The organism is Caballeronia sp. EK (assembly GCF_014384845.1).
GTDB classification, from domain to species: Bacteria; Pseudomonadota; Gammaproteobacteria; order Burkholderiales; family Burkholderiaceae; genus Caballeronia; species Caballeronia jiangsuensis.
Genome location: NZ_JACSUE010000014.1, coordinates 15,059 through 34,109 on the forward strand (window position 1 = coordinate 15,059; position 19,051 = coordinate 34,109).

Below are 19,051 nucleotides of genomic sequence, written 5' to 3' on the forward strand. Positions count from 1 at the left end.
CGATGACCTCATCCGCCGCCGACGCGCTTCTCGCCGGCAACCGCACCACGCTCGCGGACTATCGCACGACGCACTTCGGCTGGTCCGTGACCAACGGCGTCGCGACCATCATGCTGAACCGCCCCGAGCGCAAGAACCCGCTGACGTTCGAATCGTATGCGGAGTTGCGCGACCTGTTTCGACAGCTCGCCTATGCGACCGATGTGAAAGCCGTCGTGATTCACGGTGCGGGCGATAACTTCTGTTCCGGCGGCGACGTGCATGAAATCATCGCGCCGCTCATCGATCTGCCGATGCCCGAGTTGCTGCTCTTCACGCGCATGACCGGCGATCTCGTCAAGGCGATGCGTCATTGCCCGCAGCCGGTCGTCGCCGCCGTCGATGGCGTCTGCGCGGGCGCGGGCGCGATCCTCGCGATGGCGTCCGACATGCGTCTTGGCACCGCGCGCAGCAAGCTCGCGTTCCTGTTCGCGCGCGTCGGCCTCGCCGGTTGCGACATGGGCGCGTGCTCGATCCTGCCGCGCATCATCGGCCAGGGACGCGCGTCCGAACTGCTCTTCACGGGCCGCTCCGCGAGCGGCGACGAAGGCTATCAATGGGGCTTCTACAACCGGCTCTGCACGCCCGAAACCCTGCTCGACGAAGCCGCGAAGCTCGCATCCGAACTCGTCGCGGGCCCGACCTTCGCGCATGGCATCACGAAGAAGATGCTGCATCAGGAATGGAGCATGAGCATCGACGAAGCGATCGAATCGGAAGCGCAGGCCCAGGCCATCTGCATGAGCACGCGCGATTTCGAGCGCGCCTATCGCGCATTTGCCGCGAAGACGCGGCCCGTGTTCGAAGGAGACTGAATGAACGCCGATCTGCACGGCGCGCTCGCGTGGCCCTTCTTCGATGAACGGCATCGCGACCTCGCGCGCAATCTCGATGCATGGGCAAGCGCGCATCTGAAGCACGTCGATCACGCCGATACCGACGCGTCCTGCAAGCGCCTCGTGCGCATGCTGGGCGACGCGGGCTGGCTCAGGCATTGCATCGGCGGGACGCAATACGGCGCATCGAACGACACGATCGATACGCGCGCCGTGTGTCTGCTGCGCGAAACGCTCGCGAAGCACGACGGCCTCGCGGACTTCGCCTTCGCGATGCAGGGGCTCGGCTCCGGCGCGATCTCGCTCGCGGGCACCGGCGAGCAGAAGGCGCGCTATCTGCCGCGCGTCGCGAACGGCACGGCGCTGGCTGCGTTCGCGTTGTCCGAGCCGGAAGCAGGTTCGGATGTCGCGGCGATGTCGCTCGATGCGCGCGCCGATGGCGACAGTTACCTGCTGAACGGCGACAAGACCTGGATCTCGAACGGCGGCATCGCGGATTTCTATGTCGTGTTCGCGCGCACCGGCGAAGCGCCGGGCGCTCGCGGCATCAGCGCGTTTATCGTCGATGCGGATACGCCGGGATTGCAGATCGCGGAACGCATCGACGTGATCGCGCCGCATCCGCTCGCGCGCCTGCATTTCGATAACGCACGCGTGCCGCGCAGCCAGATGCTCGGCGCGCCGGGCGAAGGCTTCAAGATCGCGATGCGCACACTCGATATTTTCCGCACGTCCGTTGCGGCCGCGTCTCTGGGCTTTGCACGCCGCGCGATGCAGGAAGGCCTCGATCGCGCCGCGTCGCGCAAGATGTTCGGCCAGACGCTCGGCGATTTTCAACTGACGCAGGCCAAGCTCGCGCAGATGGCGCTGACCATCGACACGAGCGCGCTGCTCGTCTATCGCGCCGCGTGGTTGCGCGATCAGGGCGAAAGCGTCACGCGCGAAGCGGCCATGGCGAAGTGGCACGCGAGCGAAGGCGCGCAACAGGTCATCGACGCCGCCGTGCAGTTGTGGGGCGGCCTCGGCGTGAAACGCGGCATTGCGGTCGAATCGCTGTATCGCGAGATTCGCGCGCTGCGCATCTATGAAGGCGCGACGGAAGTGCAGCAACTGATCGTCGGACGAGACTTGCTGAAAGCGCACGGAGAACGTCAACGATGACACGCACCTTCGACATGCCGATGCGCATCCGCTTCGCGCATTGCGATCCGGCGGGCATCGTCTATTTCCCGCAATACCTCGTGATGACGAACGCGCTCGTCGAGGACTGGTTCAACGACGCGCTCGGCATCGACTATGCGCGGATGATCTCCGCGCGCCGCGTCGGGCTGCCCATCGTCAAGCTCAATTGCGAGTTCTCGCGACCGAGCCGCATGGGTGAGACGGTGACGCTCGCGCTTGCCGTCGATTCCGTCGGGCAGCGCTCGATTCGTATCGATATCGTCTGCCATTGCGAGGGCGAAGTGCGCTTTCGCGCGAAGCAGGTTCTGGTCACGACATCGCTCGACGATGGCCGCTCGATCGACATTCCCGGCGATATTGCCCGCGCCATCGAACACTTCGCGCCGGGCACGAGCCGCGCATTGAACGAGGAGACACGCTCATGAAAAAGACCCTTCTGCCTTCGGGCTGGATCAAGCCGCGCGGCTACGCGAACGGCGTCGCGGTGCGCGGCACGCAGGTGTATATCGCCGGGCAGATCGGCTGGGACGAAGAGGCGCGCTTCGTCAGCCGCGAGTTCGGCGCGCAGGCCGTGCAGGCGCTGCGCAATGTCGTGGCCATTCTGCGCGAAGCGGGCGGCCAGCCCGCGCATCTCGTGCGCATGACGTGGTATGTGACCGACAAGCGCGCCTATCTCGCGGCGGCGAAGGAAATCGGCGCGGCGTTTCGCGAGCTGATCGGCGATTACGACATCGCGATGAGCGCGGTGCAGGTCGTTGCGCTCATCGAAGACGACGCGCTGGTGGAAATCGAAGCAACGGCTGTCATCCCCGACTAAGCGGAGAGCACGATGGAACGGTCAGCACACGTCGATACATTCGCGCGCGATCATCTGCCGCCGCAGGAACAATGGCCGGTGTTCATGCTCGACAACGCGGATGTCGCCTATCCCGCCCGCTTCAATTGCGCGACCGAGTTGCTGGATCGCGCAATCGAACGCGGCTACGGCGATCGTCCCGCGATCTGGTCCGAGCGAAACGGCGAACCGCATGCGACGACTTATCGCGAGTTGCGCGCGCTCGTGAATCGCAGCGCGCATGTGCTCGTCGATGAAATGGGCTTGCGTCCGGGCAACCGCGTGCTGCTGCGCGGGCCGAATACCTTGCAGATGGCGGTCGCGTTCTTCGCGGCGCTGAAGGCGGGTCTCGTCGTCGTGCCGACCATGCCGCTGCTGCGCGCGAAGGAGCTGAAGCAGATCATCGACAAGGCGCATATTTCAGCGGCGCTATGCGATGTGCGCCTGACCGAAGAACTGAAACGCTGCGAGACGAAGGGCGACGAGTTCCATTGCGAAGGACTCGCGCGGGTTCTCATGTTTCACGACGACGCGCCCGGTTCGCTCGAATCGCTCGCGGCGGCGATGCCCGATCAATTCGATGCCTGCGATACCGCCGCCGACGACGTGTGCCTCATCGCGTTCACGAGCGGCACCACGGGCGCGCCGAAGGGCTGCATGCACTTCCATCGCGATGTGCTTGCGATGTGCGATCTCTTCCCCCGACACATCCTTGAACCCACATCGGACGATGTGTTCTGCGGCACGCCGCCGCTCGCGTTCACGTTCGGGCTCGGCGGCCTGCTCTGCTTTCCGCTGCGCGTGGGCGCATCGACGGTATTGCTCGAAAAGCTCTCGCCGGAAACGCTGCTGCGAACCGTCGAACGTTATCGCGCGACGATCATGTTCACCGCACCGACCTTCTACCGGCAGATGGCGCCGCTCATCGCGGGCTTCGACGTGAAGAGCCTGAAAAAGACGGTGTCCGCGGGCGAAGCGCTGCCCGATTCGACACGCACGCTATGGCGCGAAGCGAGCGGCATCGAGATGACCGACGGCATCGGCGGCACGGAGATGATCCATATTTTCATTTCGTCGGCGGGCGCGGACGTGCGCGAGCATGCGATCGGACGCGCGGTGCCGGGCTACGTCGTGCAGGCCGTCGACGATGCAATGCAGCCCGTGCCGCCCAATACGCTCGGCAAGCTCGCGGTGCGCGGCCCGACGGGCTGCCGCTATCTCGCCGACGAGCGTCAGTCGAAGTTCGTGCGCGACGGATGGAATCTGCCCGGCGATTCCGTCATGATCGGTGAAGATGGCTACGTGTTCTATCAGGCGCGCGCCGACGACATGATCGTATCGGCGGGCTACAACATTTCCGGCCCGGAAGTGGAAAGCGTGCTGATGCAGCACGAAGCCGTTGCGGAATGCGGCGTGATCGGCGTGCCCGATGAAACGCGCGGGCAAGTGGTGAAAGCATTCGTCGTGCTCAATCCCGGCTTCACGGGCGACGACGCGCTCGTCGCCGCATTGCAGGACTTCGTGAAGCGCACTGTCGCGCCTTATAAATATCCGCGCGTCGTGGCCTTTCTCACTGCGTTGCCGCGCACCGAAACGGGCAAGCTCAAACGCTTCGCGTTGCGCTCGATGTAGCGGGAAGGAAAGACGTTTGCTTGGTAGAGTACGGGTCATGCCCGCCGCGAGGCGGCTCGCCCACTCTTCCGAGCGAACAAGAAAAATGCTTCTTTCACGACGTTTCCTTGTTGTTTCTCTTTCCGCCGCGCTTGCAATCACCGCGCAAACCGCGTCCGCCGCGAGCAAGACGCTCGTGTTCTGTTCCGAAGGCAGTCCCGCCGGCTTCGATTCCGCGCAGTACACCACGAGCACCGATTTCGATGCGGGCGCTCACGCCGTCTATGACCAGCTCGTCGAATTCAAACGCGGCACGCTCGATCTCGTGCCCGGTCTCGCTGAGAAATGGGACGAAGCGCCGGATGCGAAGACCTTCACGTTTCATCTCCGGCACGGCGTGAAATTTCAATCGACATCGTGGTTCAAGCCCACGCGCGACTTCAACGCGGACGATGTCGTGTTCACGTTCAAGCGCATGATCGATCCGAACGATCCGTTCCAGAAGGCGCATCCGGTCAGCTTTCCGTATCTGACCGATCTCGGCTATGACAAGAACATCGCGTCCGTGGAGAAGCTCGACGACTACACCGTGCGGTTCACGCTCAAGACCGCGGATGTCGTATTCGTGCGCAATATCGCGATGGAATTCGCGTCGATCGTATCGGCGGAATATGCCGCGCAATTGCTGAAGCAGAACAAGCCCGAGGACCTCAATCAAAAGCCCGTGGGCACGGGCGCGTTCGTATTCCGCGACTATCAGAAGGATGCGACGATCCGCTACGACGCGAATCCGACATACTGGAACCGGAAGGACGTGCATATCGACAAGCTCGTCTTTTCGATTACACCGGATGCCGCCGTGCGCCAGCAAAAGCTGTCGAGCGGCGAATGCCAGGTGACGTCGTTTCCGCGCCCCGCCGATATCGGCGCTTCGAAGCAGGACCCGCAGCTCACGGTGCTGTCGGGCGTCGGCTTCAATGTCGCGTACGTGGGCTACAACACGACGCACAAGCCGCTCGACAACGTGAACGTGCGCCGCGCGCTCGACATGGCGATCGACAAGCAGGCGATCATCAAGACTGTCTACGAAGGCGCGGCCACGATGGCGACCAACCCGATGCCGCCATCGCAATGGTCCTATAACAAGGCGTTGAAGGACGCGCCGCGCGATCCCGCGAAGGCGAAGGAACTGCTGAAGGAAGCAGGCTTTCCGAACGGCTTCACCATCACGCTATGGGCGATGCCCGTGCAGCGCGGCTATAACCCGAACGCGCGTCTGATGGCGCAACTGATTCAATCGGACTGGGCGAAGATCGGCGTGAAGGCGAATATCGTCACGTACGAATGGGCCGAGTACAACAAGCGCGCGAAAACGAACGGCGAGCACGACGCGATTCTTTACGGCTGGCTCGGCGATAACGGCGATCCGGACAACTGGCTCGGCACCACGCTCGGTTGCGATGCGGTCCACGGAAGCAACATGGCGAAGTGGTGCAACAAGCAGTTCGACGATCTGCTCGCGAAAGCGCGCCTCGTCACCGATCAGAACGCGCGCACGAAGCTCTATGAAGAAGCGCAAGTGGTCTTCAAGGATCAGGTGCCGTACACGCCGCTCGCGCACGCCAACATCTTCCAGCCGATCTCGAAGCGTGTGCACGGCTATCTGATCAGCCCGCTCGGCGGACATCGCTTCGACGGCATCACGCTCGACTGATCAGCCTCCGCGAAACCACGCATCGATGCTGTCGCGCTCTTCGCGCTTGCCCGACTGCGTCTTGTACGCATCGCCGCCACCGACCGCGCTGGTGGCGGCATCCGGCATATCGTGCGTGTCGTTCTTCGCGTGCGTCATATGAACGGCTGTCGTGCCGTGAGATACCGGCGTGACCTTGCCGGAATCGTCCGCGAATGCGGGCACGGCTGACAGCGCCGCGCTCGCAGCGAGAAGAATGCTGATGGTCTTCGCTCTCATGGCGATCCCCGTGAATGTGTCGATAAAAAGAGGCGCGATCGATCAACACGGTTACCGGAATCGAATCATCATGCCGAAAGCATCGCGCCCGCCTGATCCATTGCATGGCCTGTGCCAATGACGATGGACGCATCGCTCCAACCCGCTCAAAGCCCCGTAAATAAAGGCGTTGCGCCTGACGCTCGATAGCCGTCGAAGCACACGCATGTCGGATGACGGCCAACGCTTGGCGCCACGCCTGTGCGACGCAATCCGACAGCACGAACGCACGTGTGTCGTTTTCTGCCGTGTTCCGGACGCGTGAGCGAAGGCATGCGCGCGCCCCGATCCGCACACTCTGGAAACATCATGCCGAGGGCCGCGTGCCTCATCGGCGGCCTTCTGCGCGACCACACCGCAGTCCTTCGTGTTCGCCTTGAAAATCAGGAGTGAGACAATTGAGCCCCTCGCACGAGCGCAATGCCCGCAGCAAATCGTCACCGCATCTCACGCTGGGCGATATCACCGTCGTCGATCACGCTCTTCTGAAACGTGCCGTGGGCGCGATGGCGCTCGGCAATGCGATGGAATGGTTCGACTTCGGCGTCTATAGCTATATCGCCGTCGTGCTGGGCAAAGTATTTTTTCCGTCGAGCAGTCCTTCCGCGCAATTGATCGCGACCTTCGGCACGTTTGCCGCCGCCTTTCTCGTGCGCCCGATCGGCGGCATGGTGTTCGGCCCGCTCGGCGACCGCATCGGCCGCCAGCGCGTGCTCGCCATGACGATGATCATGATGGCCGCCGGCACGTTCTGCATCGGCCTGATTCCGAGCTATCACTCGATAGGCATTCTCGCGCCCGTGCTCCTGCTCGTCGCGCGTCTCGTGCAGGGTTTCTCCACAGGCGGCGAGTACGGCGGCGCGGCCACGTTCATCGCCGAATTTTCGACCGACGCGCGGCGCGGCTTTTACGGCAGCTTTCTCGAAGTCGGCACGCTCGCGGGCTATATTCTCGGCGCGGGCACGGTTGCGCTGCTGACGGCAACACTTTCGCACGACGCGCTGTTGTCATGGGGCTGGCGCGTGCCGTTCATGATCGCGGGCCCGCTGGGTCTCGTGGGCCTCTACATCCGGATGAAGCTCGAAGAAACGCCGGCGTTCAAGAAGGAAGCCGAGACACGCGAGGCGCATGAACGGTCGCGTCCGAAGCAGCGCTTCACCGAGCTTCTCTCGCAGCAGTTCAGGCCGATGATGCAATGCGTCGGGCTCGTGCTGATCTTCAACGTCACCGACTATATGGCGCTGTCGTACCTGCCGAGCTTTCTGTCGGCGACACTGCATTTCGACGAAACGCACGGGCTCTTTCTCGTGCTGCTCGTGATGGTGCTGATGATCCCGATGACGCTCTTCGCGGGCCATCTCTCCGACCTGATCGGCCGCAAGCCGGTGATGCTCTTCGGCTGCATCGGGCTTTTCGCGCTGTCGATTCCCGCGCTTCTGCTGGTGCGCACGGGCGCGCTGCTGCCGGTGTTCCTCGGCCTGCTGATACTCGGCGCGTTGCTTTCCACCTTCACGGGCGTGATGCCTTCGGCGCTGCCCGCGCTCTTTCCGACGCGCATTCGTTACGGCGCGCTCGCGATCGGCTTCAACGTGTCCGTGTCCCTGTTCGGCGGCACGACGCCGCTCGTCACGGCATGGCTCGTCGATGCGACGGGCAATCTGATGATGCCCGCGTATTACCTGATGGCGGCATCGGTGATCGGCGTGGTGTCCGTGCTCGCGTTGCGCGAGACGGCGCGTCAGCCCTTGCTCGGCTCGGGGCCGTGTGTCGCCACGAAGGCGGAAGCGCTCGCCCTCACGCGCAAGAAGCTGAAGGTCGTTCAATCGGGCAGGCGCGAGCGCGAGGTCGTTCCGCAAAAGAAGCGTGCGTGAACGCCTCCGCATTCATGCCGCAAGCGCATTTCTCAACGCTTCGAGAAACCTGACGTAAGCGGTCGCGCCGGGGTCCGCGTGCCCGACGCTGCGCTCCTGCACCCACGCGGCGCGGCCCTTTTTCGATTGCAGCGTGGCCGTCGCGCTGACCTGTTCGCTGGCCTTTGCGATCATCGCGTCGAGCGTGTCCGTCGCGCTGCCTTGCGATGCGGCCAGCACATCGAGACTCGGCACGAGCGCATCGAGCACGGTCTTGTCGCCGACCTGACTCTTGCCGCGTTCGATGATGCGCGCCGCCACCGCCTGGCCGATCGCGAGCGCTTCGTCGCGGCCGATCGCGTCCTTGTCCTTCACCGTCTTCGCGGCGGCCAGCAGACCACCGCCGACGAGCGCCGCGAACGTCGATGGATTCGCCGTCGAAAATGCCTTGGCGGCGGCCAGCATGATTTCGTTGAGCGTCACTTCTTCGGGCAACGCGCCCAATGCCTTCATGACCGCCGCCGATCCCGACTGCACCGTGATCCCGAGATCGCCATCGCCGAGCGCCGCGTCGAGATCGCGGAGTTCATCGGCATGTGCGGGAAGCGCGCCGAGCGCGCGCGTGAGGATGTCCCGCAGTTCCTTGCTGGTTACGCTCATCGCATGCTCCTTTCAGGACTCGGTGCCGTCGCGGAAGAACGGCGAACGCGCGGGCGCTTCGAGCAGCGCTTCGAGTTCGTCGTCGAGCAGCATGACCGTGATCGACGCGCCGGCCATTTCGAGACTCGTCACGTATTCGCCGACATACGAACGCGCGATCTTCAGCCCTTCGTCGGCGATGAGTTTCGACGAACGTCGATACAGCAGATAGAGCTCTTCGAGCGGCGTCGCGCCCAGGCCATTGACGAGCAGCGCCACGCGCGAACCCTTGGGCGCGGCGAGATCGCCGATGATTTGTCCGGTGAGACGTTCCGCGATGGCATCGGCGGATTCGAGCTTGCCGCGATGCGTGCCCGGCTCGCCGTGAATGCCGATGCCGATCTCCATTTCGCCTTCAGGCAGCGTGAACGTGGGCTTGCCGGCTGCGGGCAGGATCGTGGGCGAGAGGCCGACGCCCATCGTGCGGCAGTTCGCGTTGGCCTTGGCGCAGATGCGCGCGACATCGTCGAGCGAATCGCCGCGTTCGGCGGCTGCGCCTGCGCATTTGAAGGCGAACACCATGCCTGCGACGCCGCGCCGGTCGTCCGCGCGGTCTTTCGGTGCGGAGGCGACATCGTCGGTGAGCACTACCGTTTTTATGTCGATGCCTTCGGCTTCCGCGAGGTCCGCTGCGAGGTCGAAGTTGAGTACGTCGCCGCCGTAGTTGCCATAGACATAGAGGACGCCGGCGCCGCCGTTCACGGCTTTCGTCGCTTCGAAGATTTGTTCCGACGATGGCGACGAGAATACGTTGCCGACCGCTACGCCGCCGCATAGGCCCTCGCCTACGTAGCCGAGGAAGCCCGGCATGTGGCCGGAGCCGCCGCCGGTGATGATGCCTACGCGGCCCGGTTTTGGAGCGTCGGCGCGGACCAGCGCGCGGTGGTCTTCAGTCGCGGGTTTGATCCATTGCGGATGGGCAAGGAGGAGCGATTCGATGATCTCATCGACGAAGGATTCTGGGTGGTTGATGATTTTCTTCATGGTGTTCTGCGGCTCCTGTGTTTTGTTAGTTCGCTTGCGGTTTCGTGGAATCCTGCTTTCGTGTCGGTCTATTAGCACTGCCCCTCCCCGGGGCGGGGGTCACTTTCTTTGCTGCTGCAAAGAAAGTAACCAAAGAAAGCAGCTCGTTTAAGCCCGCGGTCACACGCACGTTGGCCATGCTTGCCAGCCGCCAACGGCACTCGCCTAAGTGTCGCCCTCAAAGAACTTACCGGGCTTGGCTCGCGCACGGTCTGTCGCCTCGTGCCGCTTGCGTCACTGGTTCAGCACCAAATGGCTCCAGCCCGCTACGCGGCCGACCGGTCAATCGGGTGTGCGTGTGCTTCTTTGCTGATGCTTCCATCTTTTCTCGACGGTTTCCCTCGCATACCCAACGGCAGCGCGTAGCGCTGTGCCGAAGCTATTTCGTGCTGAACCAGCGCCCTAACATCACTAGCTTGTCGGACCGTGCGCGAGCCAAGCTCGGTAAGTCCTTCGAGGGCGACACTTAGGCGAGTGCCACTTGCGGCTGGCAAGCATGGTCAAACTACGTGTGACCGCGGGCTTAAACGAGCTGCTTTCTTTGGTTACTTTCTTTGCAGCAGCAAAGAAAGTGACCCCCGCCCCGGGGAGGGGCAGTGCTAATAGACCACCGCGAACACAGGATTCCATAGAAGAAAGAGTTCAAACCTTCCTCCGCTGACTGAGCGCATCGAGCAACACGGCAGCAAAAATAACCCCACCTTGAATGAACTGAGTCCAGAACGGATTCACACCGAGCAGCGAAAGGCCGACGTTGATGACGCCAATAAGCACCACGCCAATGAACGTACCGACAATCGACCCACGCCCCCCCGCCAGCGAAGTCCCCCCAATAACAATAGCCGCGATAACCTGCAACTCGAGCCCATTAGCCGCCGAAGGCAAAGCGGAATTCAGCCGCCCGGCGAGCACGATCCCGGCGATCGCCGCCGTAACGCCCGCAAGCATGTAAGTAAAAAACACCACACGCCTAACAGGAATGCCAGCAAGCCGCGCCGCTTCCTGATTCCCGCCAACGGCAAACACCTGATGCCCGAACGTCGTCTTGCGCAACAACACATGCCCGGCGACGAACACGACCAACATGACGATCATCGGCATCGGCAGACCCGCGACGGTCTTCGCACCGAACATCGTGAACGCGTTCGGGAAATCGAACTTCGTGCGGCCATCGGAAATGGCGAGCGTGAGGCCGCGCGCCATCGCCATCGCGGCCAGCGTGACGATGAAGGGCACGAGCCTGAGCCACGAGATCACGAGCCCGTTGAGCGCGCCCGCGAATGCGCCCACCGCGAGCGCGACGCCCAGCCCCGCAACGCCCAACCCGACCGCGCCCGGACTCGACCCCGCCATGACGGTCGCCGCCACCATGCCGCTCAACGCGACGAGCGAGCCGACCGACAGGTCGATTCCCGATGTGATGATGACGAACGTGCCGCCCACCGCCGCAATGCCCACCACGGACACCTGAACCATGATGTTCGTGAGCGTGCTCGTGGTGAGAAACTCGGGCGATGCGATCGACAACGCAATACAGATGATGACGAGCGCCGCGAACAAAGGCCCGATGCCGCTCCTCAATTGACGGATCACGCGGCGCGACAGCGCCTCCGTATCCGAACGATCGGCTGCCGTGGAGGTCATGCGCCTGCTCCTGTCGTTGCCCACTGAATGACCGTTTCCGAATCCGCCTTGTCGCGCGCGATCTCGGTCACGATGCTGCCGCGATACATCACCAGCACGCGATCCGACATGCCGAGCAACTCCGGCAGCTCCGAACTCACCATCACGACGGCCGCGCCCGCACGGGCCATCGTCACCATGTGCGCGTAGATTTCCGACTTCGCGCCCACGTCGATGCCGCGCGTCGGTTCATCGAGCATGATGACCACCGGACTCGTCGCGGTCGCGCGGCCTAAAATGACCTTCTGTTGATTGCCGCCCGAAAGCGTCCCCGTGATCTGCAACACCGACGACGCACGCACGCCGAAGCGCGCGCTCGCATCCTGCGCGAGCTTGCGCTTCTTCGCGCGGCTCACGAAGCCGCCGCTCGCCAGCGCCTTCAGGCTCGACAACGCAATGTTCTCTTCGATGTTCGCTTCCAGCACGAGCCCTTCGAGCTTGCGATCTTCCGACGTATAAACGAGCCCGTGACGCACGCCCTGCGTCGGCGAATGATTGGCGATCTTCCTGCCCTTCACGAGAAGCTCGCCATCCGTCACCGGCAGCGCGCCGAAGATCGTCTTCAGCAATTCCGTGCGCCCCGCCCCCGCGATGCCCGCAATGCCCACTATCTCGCCCGCGCGCACCGAAAAGCTCGCGTTACGCAGCAGCGGCGCGCTCGCGAGATTGCGCACTTCGAGCACGACCGGACCATAGTCGCGCGGTTCCCACGGATAGAACGATTCGAGATTGCGCGCGACCATCGCCTGCACGAGATCCGCCTCGGTCCATTCGGACATCGGGCGCGCGCCGACGGTCGCGCCATCGCGCATCACGACAGCGGAATCCGCCAGCTCGAACACTTCTTCCAGATGATGCGAGATGAAGATGATGCCCATGCCTTCCGCGCGCAGCCGCCGCACCACCGCGTACAGATTGGCGATGTCATGGCTTTGCAGCGCGGCGGTCGGTTCGTCCATCACGAGGATGCGCGCATCGCGCGCGATCGCCTTCGCCACTTCGACGAGTTGCCGCTTGTTCAACGGCAGATCGCCGAGCCGCATCCACGGCTGCACGTTGTCGAGGCCGACGCGCGCCAGTGCCTCGCGCGCCATCGTGTTGGCGTCGCGCATCCTCACGAAGCCGTTGCGCGAAGGCATGCGGCCGAGGAACAGGTTCTCCGCGACCGTCATGTCGTTGACGAGCGAAAGCTCCTGATAGATGACGGCCACGCCCGCATCGATCGCCGCATGGGTGCCGCGCGCGAGCGGCATGCCGTCGATGTCGATCGTGCCTTCGTCGGGTTCATACGCGCCCGACAGCACCTTCACGAGCGACGACTTGCCCGCGCCGTTCTCGCCGACGATCGCCACCACATGTCCCGCGTGCAGGTCGAGACTCACGCCGCGCAGCGCCTTCACGCCGGGAAAGCTCTTCACGATGCCCTGCATGCGCAACAAAGGCGCTTCGGTTTCCACGTTCATGTCGTGCATTCCGTGTGCATTCCGTATGCGGCCGCGCGTCGCTGGAACGCGCGGCCGCCGGTTGCCCTTACTGCTTCACTTCCTCGGACCACAGGCCGTACTTCTTCACCTCATCCGAATCGATGTTCGATTTGTCGATGAGCATCGTCGGCCATGCGTAGTTCGCGGGCACGTCCTTCTTCGCGTTGTAGTCCGCGATGAACTGCAGCGACTTCGCCGCCATCTGGATCGGGTTCTGCGAGATCGTCGCGTCCTGCTTGCCCGCGCGGATCGCGGAGAGCGCCTGCGCGGTGCCGTCGGCGCCGATCACGAGAATATGCTCCTTGTCGCCGAGCGGCTTGTAACGGCCCGCGTTGTCGATGGCCTTTTCCGCGCCCACGGTGTTGTCGTCGTTCGCGCCGAACACCGCATCGATCTGCGGATATTTCTGCAGGATGCTCGTCATCGCGTTGAGCGACTTCTCCTGATCGAACGCGCCTTCCTGACGCGCGACCACCTTGATGTTCGGATACTTCGCGATCTCTTCGCTGAAGCCCTTTTCGCGGTCCGTCGCGGCCGTCGTGCCGACAAGACCGATCAGATCGACGACGTTGCCCTTCTCCTCGCCATAGCGTTTCTTCAGTTGCTCGGCGATCCACTTCGCGCCCGTCTGGCCGAGCGCGACGTTATCCGACGCGACGAACGACGTGACCTTGCCGCCATCCGAGCCGCGATCCAGCGTGAAGACCGGAATGTTCATCGAGTTGGCTTTTTCGACCGCGGGAATGATCGCCTTCGAATCGATCGGATTGAGCACGAGCGCAGTGACGCCCTGGCTCAGCAGGTTGATCGCATCGTTGACCTGCTGTTGCGCATCGCCGTTCGCGTTGGTCTGCACGAGATCGAAGCCCTGATCCTTCGAGCCGCGCTCGACGCCCGCCTTCAGTCCGACGAAGAACGCGTTGTTCAATGTCGCGATCGAGAAGCCGATCTTGGGCTTGCCGCCCGCTGCGGTCGCGGCCGGCGCGCTCGCCGGAGCGCTTGCCGGTGCGCTCGCGCTCGCCGCCGAACTCGTGCTGCTCGTCGACGACGAGTTGTCGCTTTTCGAGCATCCGCTCAACGCGGCCGCCGCGCATAGCAATACGGCGCCGCTCGATTTGCCGAACGTTCCCCAACTGTCGAATCTTGCCGAACTCCAGGCCATGGCTGTCTCCGTTGTACGAGTTGTTCAATGCGATTTTTCGCTTCGATGAGGCTTCGCTTCCCGCCCACGCGTTTCAGCGATCCTCCGTGTTGCGCCTGCCGTAAGTCTTGAACTTCTCCAGCACTTCATCCATCTGTTCATCGGAAAGCAGGGGCGGCGCGCCGATCTGCAACGCCAACAAATACTGCTTCGCCAGCACTTCCACTTCATGCGCGAGCCACACGGCGCGCGCGAGGTTAGCGCCGAGCGCGATCACGCCGTGATGCGCGAGCAGACACGCGCGGCGATCGTCGAGCGCGTCGAGCGCATGATCGGACAACTGCTGGCTGCCGAAGACCGCATACGGCGCGCAGCGTATCGACTTGCCGCCCGCCGCCGCGACCATGTAATGCAGCGCGGGGATATCGCGTCCATGAATGGCGAGCGCGGTCGCCGCGATCGAATGCGTATGCACGACGGCGTTGATATCGCCGCGTGCGCGCAGGATGTCGCGATGAATGCGCCATTCCGACGACGGCCGCTCCATGCGCAGAAGCTCGGCATCGTCGGCGATGTCGAGCGGCAGCCACACGATCTGCTTCTCGTCGAGCTCGCGCGCGCTCACGCCGCTCGGCGTGATCAGCAAGCCTTCGCGATATCGCGCGCTCACGTTGCCCGACGTGCCCTGATTGATGCCGAGCCGCTCCATCTCCAGCGACGTCGCGACGATCGCGCGGCGCAGCGCGCTTTCATCGGCCGCGATCATGCGGCGTTCCCCTCTGCGGCGAACAGCGTTCTCAGCGAGCGTTCGAACGGCGCATGCACGATGCCGCGCTCCGTGACGAAACCGCTGACGAGCGCATGCGGCGTGACATCGAACGCGGGGTTGCGCGCCTTGATGGCATCGGGCGCGATGCGTCGTCCGGCGAGATGCGTGACTTCTTCGGCATCGCGCTCCTCGATCTCGATGCGTGAACCGCTCGGCGTCTCTAGATCGAGCGTCGATGAAGGACAGGCGACATAGAACGGAATACCGTAGTGATGCGCGGCGATGGCGAGCCCCAGCGTGCCGATCTTGTTGGCGAAGTCGCCATTCGCGGCGACGCGGTCCGTCCCGACGATGACCATATCCACGAGCCCTTGCGACATGATCGACGCGGCGGCGCTGTCCATGATGAGCGTGACATCGACGCCCGCCTGCTGCAATTCGAACGCCGTGAGACGCGCGCCCTGCAGAAGCGGACGCGTTTCATCGGCATAGACCTTGAACGCGATGCCCGCGCGATGCGCCGCATAGATCGGCGCAGTGGCGGTGCCGATGCCGGTCGTCGCGAGCGCGCCCGCATTGCAGTGCGTGAGCACGCCGCATCCTTCGCGAATGAGCGGCATGCCATGCTCGCCGATGCCTTCGCACAGCGCCCGATCTTCTTCGTGTATCCGCTTCGCTTCTTCGACGAGCGCTTCGTAGAGCGTTGCGGCATCGTTGCTATCGACATCGCGTGAATGACGCAGCATGCGCCGCACGCCCCAGCTCAGGTTCACTGCCGTAGGCCGCGCCGTTTCGAGCCAGTTCGCATGACGTTCCAGCTCCGCGCGAAACTGCGCGACGGGCAGCGCGGTCGATCCGCGCATCGCGATGCACAGCCCATACGCCGCCGCGACGCCGATCGCCGGCGCGCCACGCACGCGCAACTCGCGAATGGCGCGCCAAACCGCTTTCTCATCGGCGACGTTCTCCACCACGATCTCATGCGGCAAGCGCGTCTGATCGAGCAGCAACAGATCGCCGTCGCGCCATTCGATCGTCGGCGGAAGCGTCGTGAACAAGGGCTGCGAAGCCATGAGGTCTCCTGTCACATCGTCGCGATGTCGCGCTGAATCTCGCGCGCGAGCGTCGCCACCTGTTCGATATCGCCGAGCGTGGCGCGCTCGACGAGCAGCGCTTCCGCGCAACGCAGACAGCGCACTTCGATATGCGCCCGCGCCTGCGCATCCGGAATGCGCGTGATCTCCGCGACCTTCGCCATGCCGACGATGCGTCGAATCATCTTGCAGCCCGCGAAGCCGAGCGTATCGGCCAAGAGACGCCGCATGAAATGCGCGCGATACGCCGTGAGCGCGCGGCTTTCCGCGTCCGCGCCGATGAAACGCCGCTTGCTGCGGCTCTCGTTGTCGCGCCATAGCTCGACGAATTGCGCGCTGAAGCCGTTCCAGATGCGCACCATCTGTTCGAGCAGCCATTCCTGATACTGGACGGGATCGCGCCCGTCGATACGTCCGTGCCAGTCGCGCGAGAAAAACGCGAGCAGCAGATTCGCGATCACCGCGCCGACATCGAAGCCCATCGGTCCATAGAACGCGAACTCGGGATCGATCACGAAGGTCTCGTCTTCGTTGACCATGATCGAACCGGTATGCAGGTCGCCGTGCAGCAAGGTCTCGGCGTGATTCATGAAGGCCCACTTCATGTCGGCCGCCGCGATGCGCAATGGCTCGTGCGTTCTCAGCCTTTCGATGGCGCTTTTGGGCAACGCGGGACTGTAGACGTTCGACGGATGATCCTCGAACGGAAACGTGAACACGAGGTCCTCGGTGATCTTGCACAGCTCCCAGTTGACCGCCGCGCTCGCCGCGTGCTTCTTGATATCGGGCGCGAGAAAGAGATCGGAGCCGTAGAAAAGCGTGTGCGCGAGATAGGTCGAAAGATGATCCGCGAGACGCGGATACATTGCGCCATCCATCAGACCTTGCCGCAGGATGCGATGCGACGCGAGGTGCTGCATCACCACGAGAAAGCGCTTGCTGTCCGCGTGATAAACCTTCGGCACATGCCGCGGACACAGCGCGCCGAAGCGCCGCAACGCAGCGACTTCGTGCTCCATGCGCTGACACGAAAGCGGCCACGTCTTGCCGACGAGCCGCAGAAACGGCGGCGCCTGCTTGACGACGACGCTGCGCCCGGGCGCCTTCGCATTCGTCACGAAGTACACGTAGTTCAGATTGCCGTCCCCGACTTCGACGACGTCGAGATCGTCGGGATCGCCCAGCAGCGCGCGCACATCGGGCACGTCGCCGAGATAGGCGGCGAGCTCCTGCGCGGTGAAAGCTTCAAACTCCATCGGTATGTCTCCTCCGATGTTCAGCGACGCTTGCGCACCAGATCGAACTTGAAGATGCTCGTGTTGTAGTAGTCGTTGCTATAGCAAAGCGGCTCGCCGCTCTGATCGAAATCCACTTCGTCCAGCAGCAGAAAGAGGCCAAAGCCGTCGCCCAGTTCCGGCAGGTCGCGCGGCGTGAGAATGGTCGGCTGTATCGACGTATGCGTATGCGACAGCCGCCGTCCCGTGCGTGCGAACATGCCGAAGAGCGACTCGCCAAGCTCGCCCTCGGCGGCATCGAACACGTGCTTCGGAATCGTGTCGATGCAATACGCAGCGATGGCGTCGTCCGCGCGCCGCACGCGCTCGATTCTCACGCACGGTTCGCCACGCGCGATGGCGAGCTTTTCCGCGAGACTCTCCGAAGCCGCGACGGTCTCCATCTGAATACGGCTCGTCGACGGCACCGCGCCCACGCTGCGAATCATGTCCGTCACCGACATCAGATCATCGAGCCCGCCGTGCAGCTTCAGCGAAATTTGTCTGATGAAGGTGCCCTTGCCTTGCTGACGCGACAACAAGCCATGCGAGATCATCTGCGCGACGGCTTCGCGCAGGCTGGAACGGCCGACGCCGAGCAGCTCGCAAAGCTCCATTTCAGTGGGAATCTGATCGCCGGGCTTGAGCTTGCGCTCGCGGATCATGGTGAGAAGCGACTCCTGAATCTTGTCGCTCATCGATCGCTCGACGCTCAGGCGCATGAGGGTCTCTGGGATGGCAGTCCCTGAAATATACATCAGACGTCTGATGTTTCTGTAAGGACTTTCCCGAAGCGTTTAATGCTTTATATGAGGGCTTTTCTTTATGCGGGTGCAGCACGAATGCGCCCGTCGCGCGCTTCGCGACGGGCTTTGCAGTGCACTATTTTTTCGTCTTTACGCGAGCGTGGCGGCGTCGATAAAAGGCGTGATGTTTTTCATCGCGCGCTCGACGTAGATATCTTTTTCGCCGACAGGCGCGACGTAATGCATCGCACTGCGCGCCGCCTCGATGCCTTCGAGCCGCGCGATCACCCACGCCGCCAGATACTGGGATGCGAGGCATCCGCCCGCCGTCGCAACGTTGCCATTCGCGACGAAGGGTTGATCGAGCGTGCGCACGCCCGCTTCCTCGACCCAGGGCTTCGTCGTCACGTCCGTGCAGGCGGGCACGTCCTGAAGCAGGCCGAGTTTCGCGAGAATGAGCGTGCCCGAGCATTGCGCACCCAGCAACTGGCGCGAGGGATCGAGCCTGATGCGCGCCATCAGCGACGCATCGGCGGCGACCTGGCGCGTCAGCCTGCCACTGCCGACGATCACGGCATCGGCGTTCGCGGCGTCGTCGAGCGTGGCTTGCGCCTTCAGCACGACGCCGTTCATCGAACGCACTTCTTCCGATGGCGACGCGATCGACACCTTCCAGTCCGGCTTTTTCACGCGATTGAGAATGCCGAGCGCGATCAGCGAATCCAGTTCGTTGAAGCCCTCGAAGGTGAGAATGGCGATATGCATGTTGTGCTC

General features: G+C 63.3%; 18 protein-coding genes. 7 read left to right on the top strand and 11 right to left on the bottom strand.

Annotation, left to right across the window (positions count from 1 at the left end):
- Positions 1-2 precede the first annotated feature (2 nt).
- The 6 genes from IAG25_RS31780 to IAG25_RS31805 all read left to right on the top strand — a co-directional run bounded on the left by IAG25_RS31780 (position 3) and on the right by IAG25_RS31805 (position 6,217).
- A complete protein-coding gene (locus tag IAG25_RS31780) occupies positions 3-854 on the top strand; it encodes an enoyl-CoA hydratase family protein (protein ID WP_187608386.1) in 852 nt (283 codons plus the stop codon).
- Positions 855-2,036, top strand: a complete 1,182-nt coding sequence (locus IAG25_RS31785; RefSeq protein ID WP_187608387.1) for an acyl-CoA dehydrogenase family protein — start codon at positions 855-857, stop codon at positions 2,034-2,036.
- The gene (locus tag IAG25_RS31790) at positions 2,033-2,482 is read left to right on the top strand and encodes an acyl-CoA thioesterase (RefSeq protein WP_187608388.1); all 450 of its coding nucleotides are present in this window, start codon (positions 2,033-2,035) and stop codon (positions 2,480-2,482) included. The genes IAG25_RS31785 and IAG25_RS31790 overlap by 4 nt, the downstream gene beginning before the upstream one ends.
- The gene (locus IAG25_RS31795) at positions 2,479-2,874 is read left to right on the top strand and encodes a RidA family protein (protein WP_187608389.1); all 396 of its coding nucleotides are present in this window, start codon (positions 2,479-2,481) and stop codon (positions 2,872-2,874) included. Before IAG25_RS31790 ends, IAG25_RS31795 begins: the two co-directional genes overlap by 4 nt.
- A gap of 12 nt (positions 2,875-2,886) precedes the next feature.
- Positions 2,887-4,524, top strand: a complete 1,638-nt coding sequence (locus IAG25_RS31800) for an AMP-binding protein (RefSeq protein WP_187608390.1) — start codon at positions 2,887-2,889, stop codon at positions 4,522-4,524.
- Positions 4,525-4,609: 85 nt separating this feature from the next.
- Complete coding sequence (locus tag IAG25_RS31805; protein ID WP_187608391.1) at positions 4,610-6,217, top strand: ABC transporter substrate-binding protein; 1,608 nt, start codon at positions 4,610-4,612, stop codon at positions 6,215-6,217.
- Here IAG25_RS31805 and IAG25_RS31810 read toward each other — a convergent pair whose 3' ends face one another.
- Positions 6,218-6,475: a hypothetical protein gene (locus IAG25_RS31810; protein ID WP_187608392.1), complete on the bottom strand. Its 258-nt coding sequence runs from the start codon at positions 6,473-6,475 to the stop codon at positions 6,218-6,220. It lies immediately after the preceding gene.
- A 437-nt stretch (positions 6,476-6,912) separates the two neighbouring features.
- Here IAG25_RS31810 and proP point away from each other — a divergent pair, with 437 nt between their 5' ends.
- Positions 6,913-8,385: a glycine betaine/L-proline transporter ProP gene (gene proP / locus IAG25_RS31815; RefSeq protein ID WP_187608393.1), complete on the top strand. Its 1,473-nt coding sequence runs from the start codon at positions 6,913-6,915 to the stop codon at positions 8,383-8,385.
- Positions 8,386-8,397: 12 nt separating this feature from the next.
- On the opposite strand, the gene IAG25_RS31820 is transcribed toward proP, so the two are convergent.
- The 10 genes from IAG25_RS31820 to IAG25_RS31865 all read right to left on the bottom strand — a co-directional run bounded on the left by IAG25_RS31820 (position 8,398) and on the right by IAG25_RS31865 (position 19,042).
- Complete coding sequence (locus IAG25_RS31820) at positions 8,398-9,024, bottom strand: DAK2 domain-containing protein (RefSeq protein WP_187608394.1); 627 nt, start codon at positions 9,022-9,024, stop codon at positions 8,398-8,400.
- Positions 9,025-9,036: 12 nt separating this feature from the next.
- Positions 9,037-10,047, bottom strand: coding sequence for a dihydroxyacetone kinase subunit DhaK (locus IAG25_RS31825; RefSeq protein ID WP_187608395.1), 1,011 nt, complete (start codon positions 10,045-10,047; stop codon positions 9,037-9,039).
- 681 nt (positions 10,048-10,728) lie between these two features.
- Positions 10,729-11,730 carry an ABC transporter permease gene (locus tag IAG25_RS31830; RefSeq protein WP_035502068.1) on the bottom strand — a complete coding sequence of 334 codons (1,002 nt, stop codon included), beginning with the start codon at positions 11,728-11,730 and terminating at the stop codon, positions 10,729-10,731.
- Positions 11,727-13,241 carry a sugar ABC transporter ATP-binding protein gene (locus tag IAG25_RS31835; protein ID WP_187608396.1) on the bottom strand — a complete coding sequence of 505 codons (1,515 nt, stop codon included), beginning with the start codon at positions 13,239-13,241 and terminating at the stop codon, positions 11,727-11,729. The genes IAG25_RS31830 and IAG25_RS31835 overlap by 4 nt, the downstream gene beginning before the upstream one ends.
- 58 nt (positions 13,242-13,299) lie before the next feature.
- Positions 13,300-14,415 (bottom strand): sugar ABC transporter substrate-binding protein, encoded by a 1,116-nt coding sequence (locus tag IAG25_RS31840; protein ID WP_187608397.1) that lies wholly within the window; start codon positions 14,413-14,415, stop codon positions 13,300-13,302.
- Between the two features lie 73 nt (positions 14,416-14,488).
- A complete protein-coding gene (locus IAG25_RS31845) occupies positions 14,489-15,160 on the bottom strand; it encodes an L-fuculose-phosphate aldolase (RefSeq protein WP_187608398.1) in 672 nt (223 codons plus the stop codon).
- Complete coding sequence (mtnA, locus tag IAG25_RS31850; protein ID WP_187608399.1) at positions 15,157-16,236, bottom strand: S-methyl-5-thioribose-1-phosphate isomerase; 1,080 nt, start codon at positions 16,234-16,236, stop codon at positions 15,157-15,159. The genes IAG25_RS31845 and mtnA overlap by 4 nt, the downstream gene beginning before the upstream one ends.
- An 11-nt stretch (positions 16,237-16,247) precedes the next feature.
- Entirely contained in the window at positions 16,248-17,513 is a 1,266-nt protein-coding gene (gene mtnK / locus IAG25_RS31855; RefSeq protein WP_187608400.1) for an S-methyl-5-thioribose kinase, read from the bottom strand.
- A 20-nt stretch (positions 17,514-17,533) separates the two neighbouring features.
- Positions 17,534-18,229: a GntR family transcriptional regulator gene (locus IAG25_RS31860; RefSeq protein ID WP_255504091.1), complete on the bottom strand. Its 696-nt coding sequence runs from the start codon at positions 18,227-18,229 to the stop codon at positions 17,534-17,536.
- Between the two features lie 198 nt (positions 18,230-18,427).
- Positions 18,428-19,042, bottom strand: coding sequence for a DJ-1/PfpI family protein (locus IAG25_RS31865; protein WP_187608402.1), 615 nt, complete (start codon positions 19,040-19,042; stop codon positions 18,428-18,430).
- Between the last annotated feature and the right edge of the window lie 9 nt (positions 19,043-19,051).

Coding starts and splice junctions, on each gene's coding strand:
- IAG25_RS31820 (WP_187608394.1), bottom strand. CDS start 9,024: ATGAGCGTAACCAGCAAGGAACTGCGGGACATCCTCACGCGCGCGCTC.
- IAG25_RS31840 (WP_187608397.1), bottom strand. CDS start 14,415: ATGGCCTGGAGTTCGGCAAGATTCGACAGTTGGGGAACGTTCGGCAAA.
- IAG25_RS31795 (WP_187608389.1), top strand. CDS start 2,479: ATGAAAAAGACCCTTCTGCCTTCGGGCTGGATCAAGCCGCGCGGCTAC.
- IAG25_RS31805 (WP_187608391.1), top strand. CDS start 4,610: ATGCTTCTTTCACGACGTTTCCTTGTTGTTTCTCTTTCCGCCGCGCTT.
- IAG25_RS31800 (WP_187608390.1), top strand. CDS start 2,887: ATGGAACGGTCAGCACACGTCGATACATTCGCGCGCGATCATCTGCCG.
- IAG25_RS31780 (WP_187608386.1), top strand. CDS start 3: ATGACCTCATCCGCCGCCGACGCGCTTCTCGCCGGCAACCGCACCACG.
- mtnK (WP_187608400.1), bottom strand. CDS start 17,513: ATGGAGTTTGAAGCTTTCACCGCGCAGGAGCTCGCCGCCTATCTCGGC.
- IAG25_RS31810 (WP_187608392.1), bottom strand. CDS start 6,475: ATGAGAGCGAAGACCATCAGCATTCTTCTCGCTGCGAGCGCGGCGCTG.
- IAG25_RS31785 (WP_187608387.1), top strand. CDS start 855: ATGAACGCCGATCTGCACGGCGCGCTCGCGTGGCCCTTCTTCGATGAA.
- IAG25_RS31790 (WP_187608388.1), top strand. CDS start 2,033: ATGACACGCACCTTCGACATGCCGATGCGCATCCGCTTCGCGCATTGC.
- mtnA (WP_187608399.1), bottom strand. CDS start 16,236: ATGGCTTCGCAGCCCTTGTTCACGACGCTTCCGCCGACGATCGAATGG.
- IAG25_RS31825 (WP_187608395.1), bottom strand. CDS start 10,047: ATGAAGAAAATCATCAACCACCCAGAATCCTTCGTCGATGAGATCATC.
- IAG25_RS31835 (WP_187608396.1), bottom strand. CDS start 13,241: ATGCACGACATGAACGTGGAAACCGAAGCGCCTTTGTTGCGCATGCAG.
- IAG25_RS31865 (WP_187608402.1), bottom strand. CDS start 19,042: ATGCATATCGCCATTCTCACCTTCGAGGGCTTCAACGAACTGGATTCG.
- IAG25_RS31830 (WP_035502068.1), bottom strand. CDS start 11,730: ATGACCTCCACGGCAGCCGATCGTTCGGATACGGAGGCGCTGTCGCGC.
- IAG25_RS31845 (WP_187608398.1), bottom strand. CDS start 15,160: ATGATCGCGGCCGATGAAAGCGCGCTGCGCCGCGCGATCGTCGCGACG.
- IAG25_RS31860 (WP_255504091.1), bottom strand. CDS start 18,229: ATGAGCGACAAGATTCAGGAGTCGCTTCTCACCATGATCCGCGAGCGC.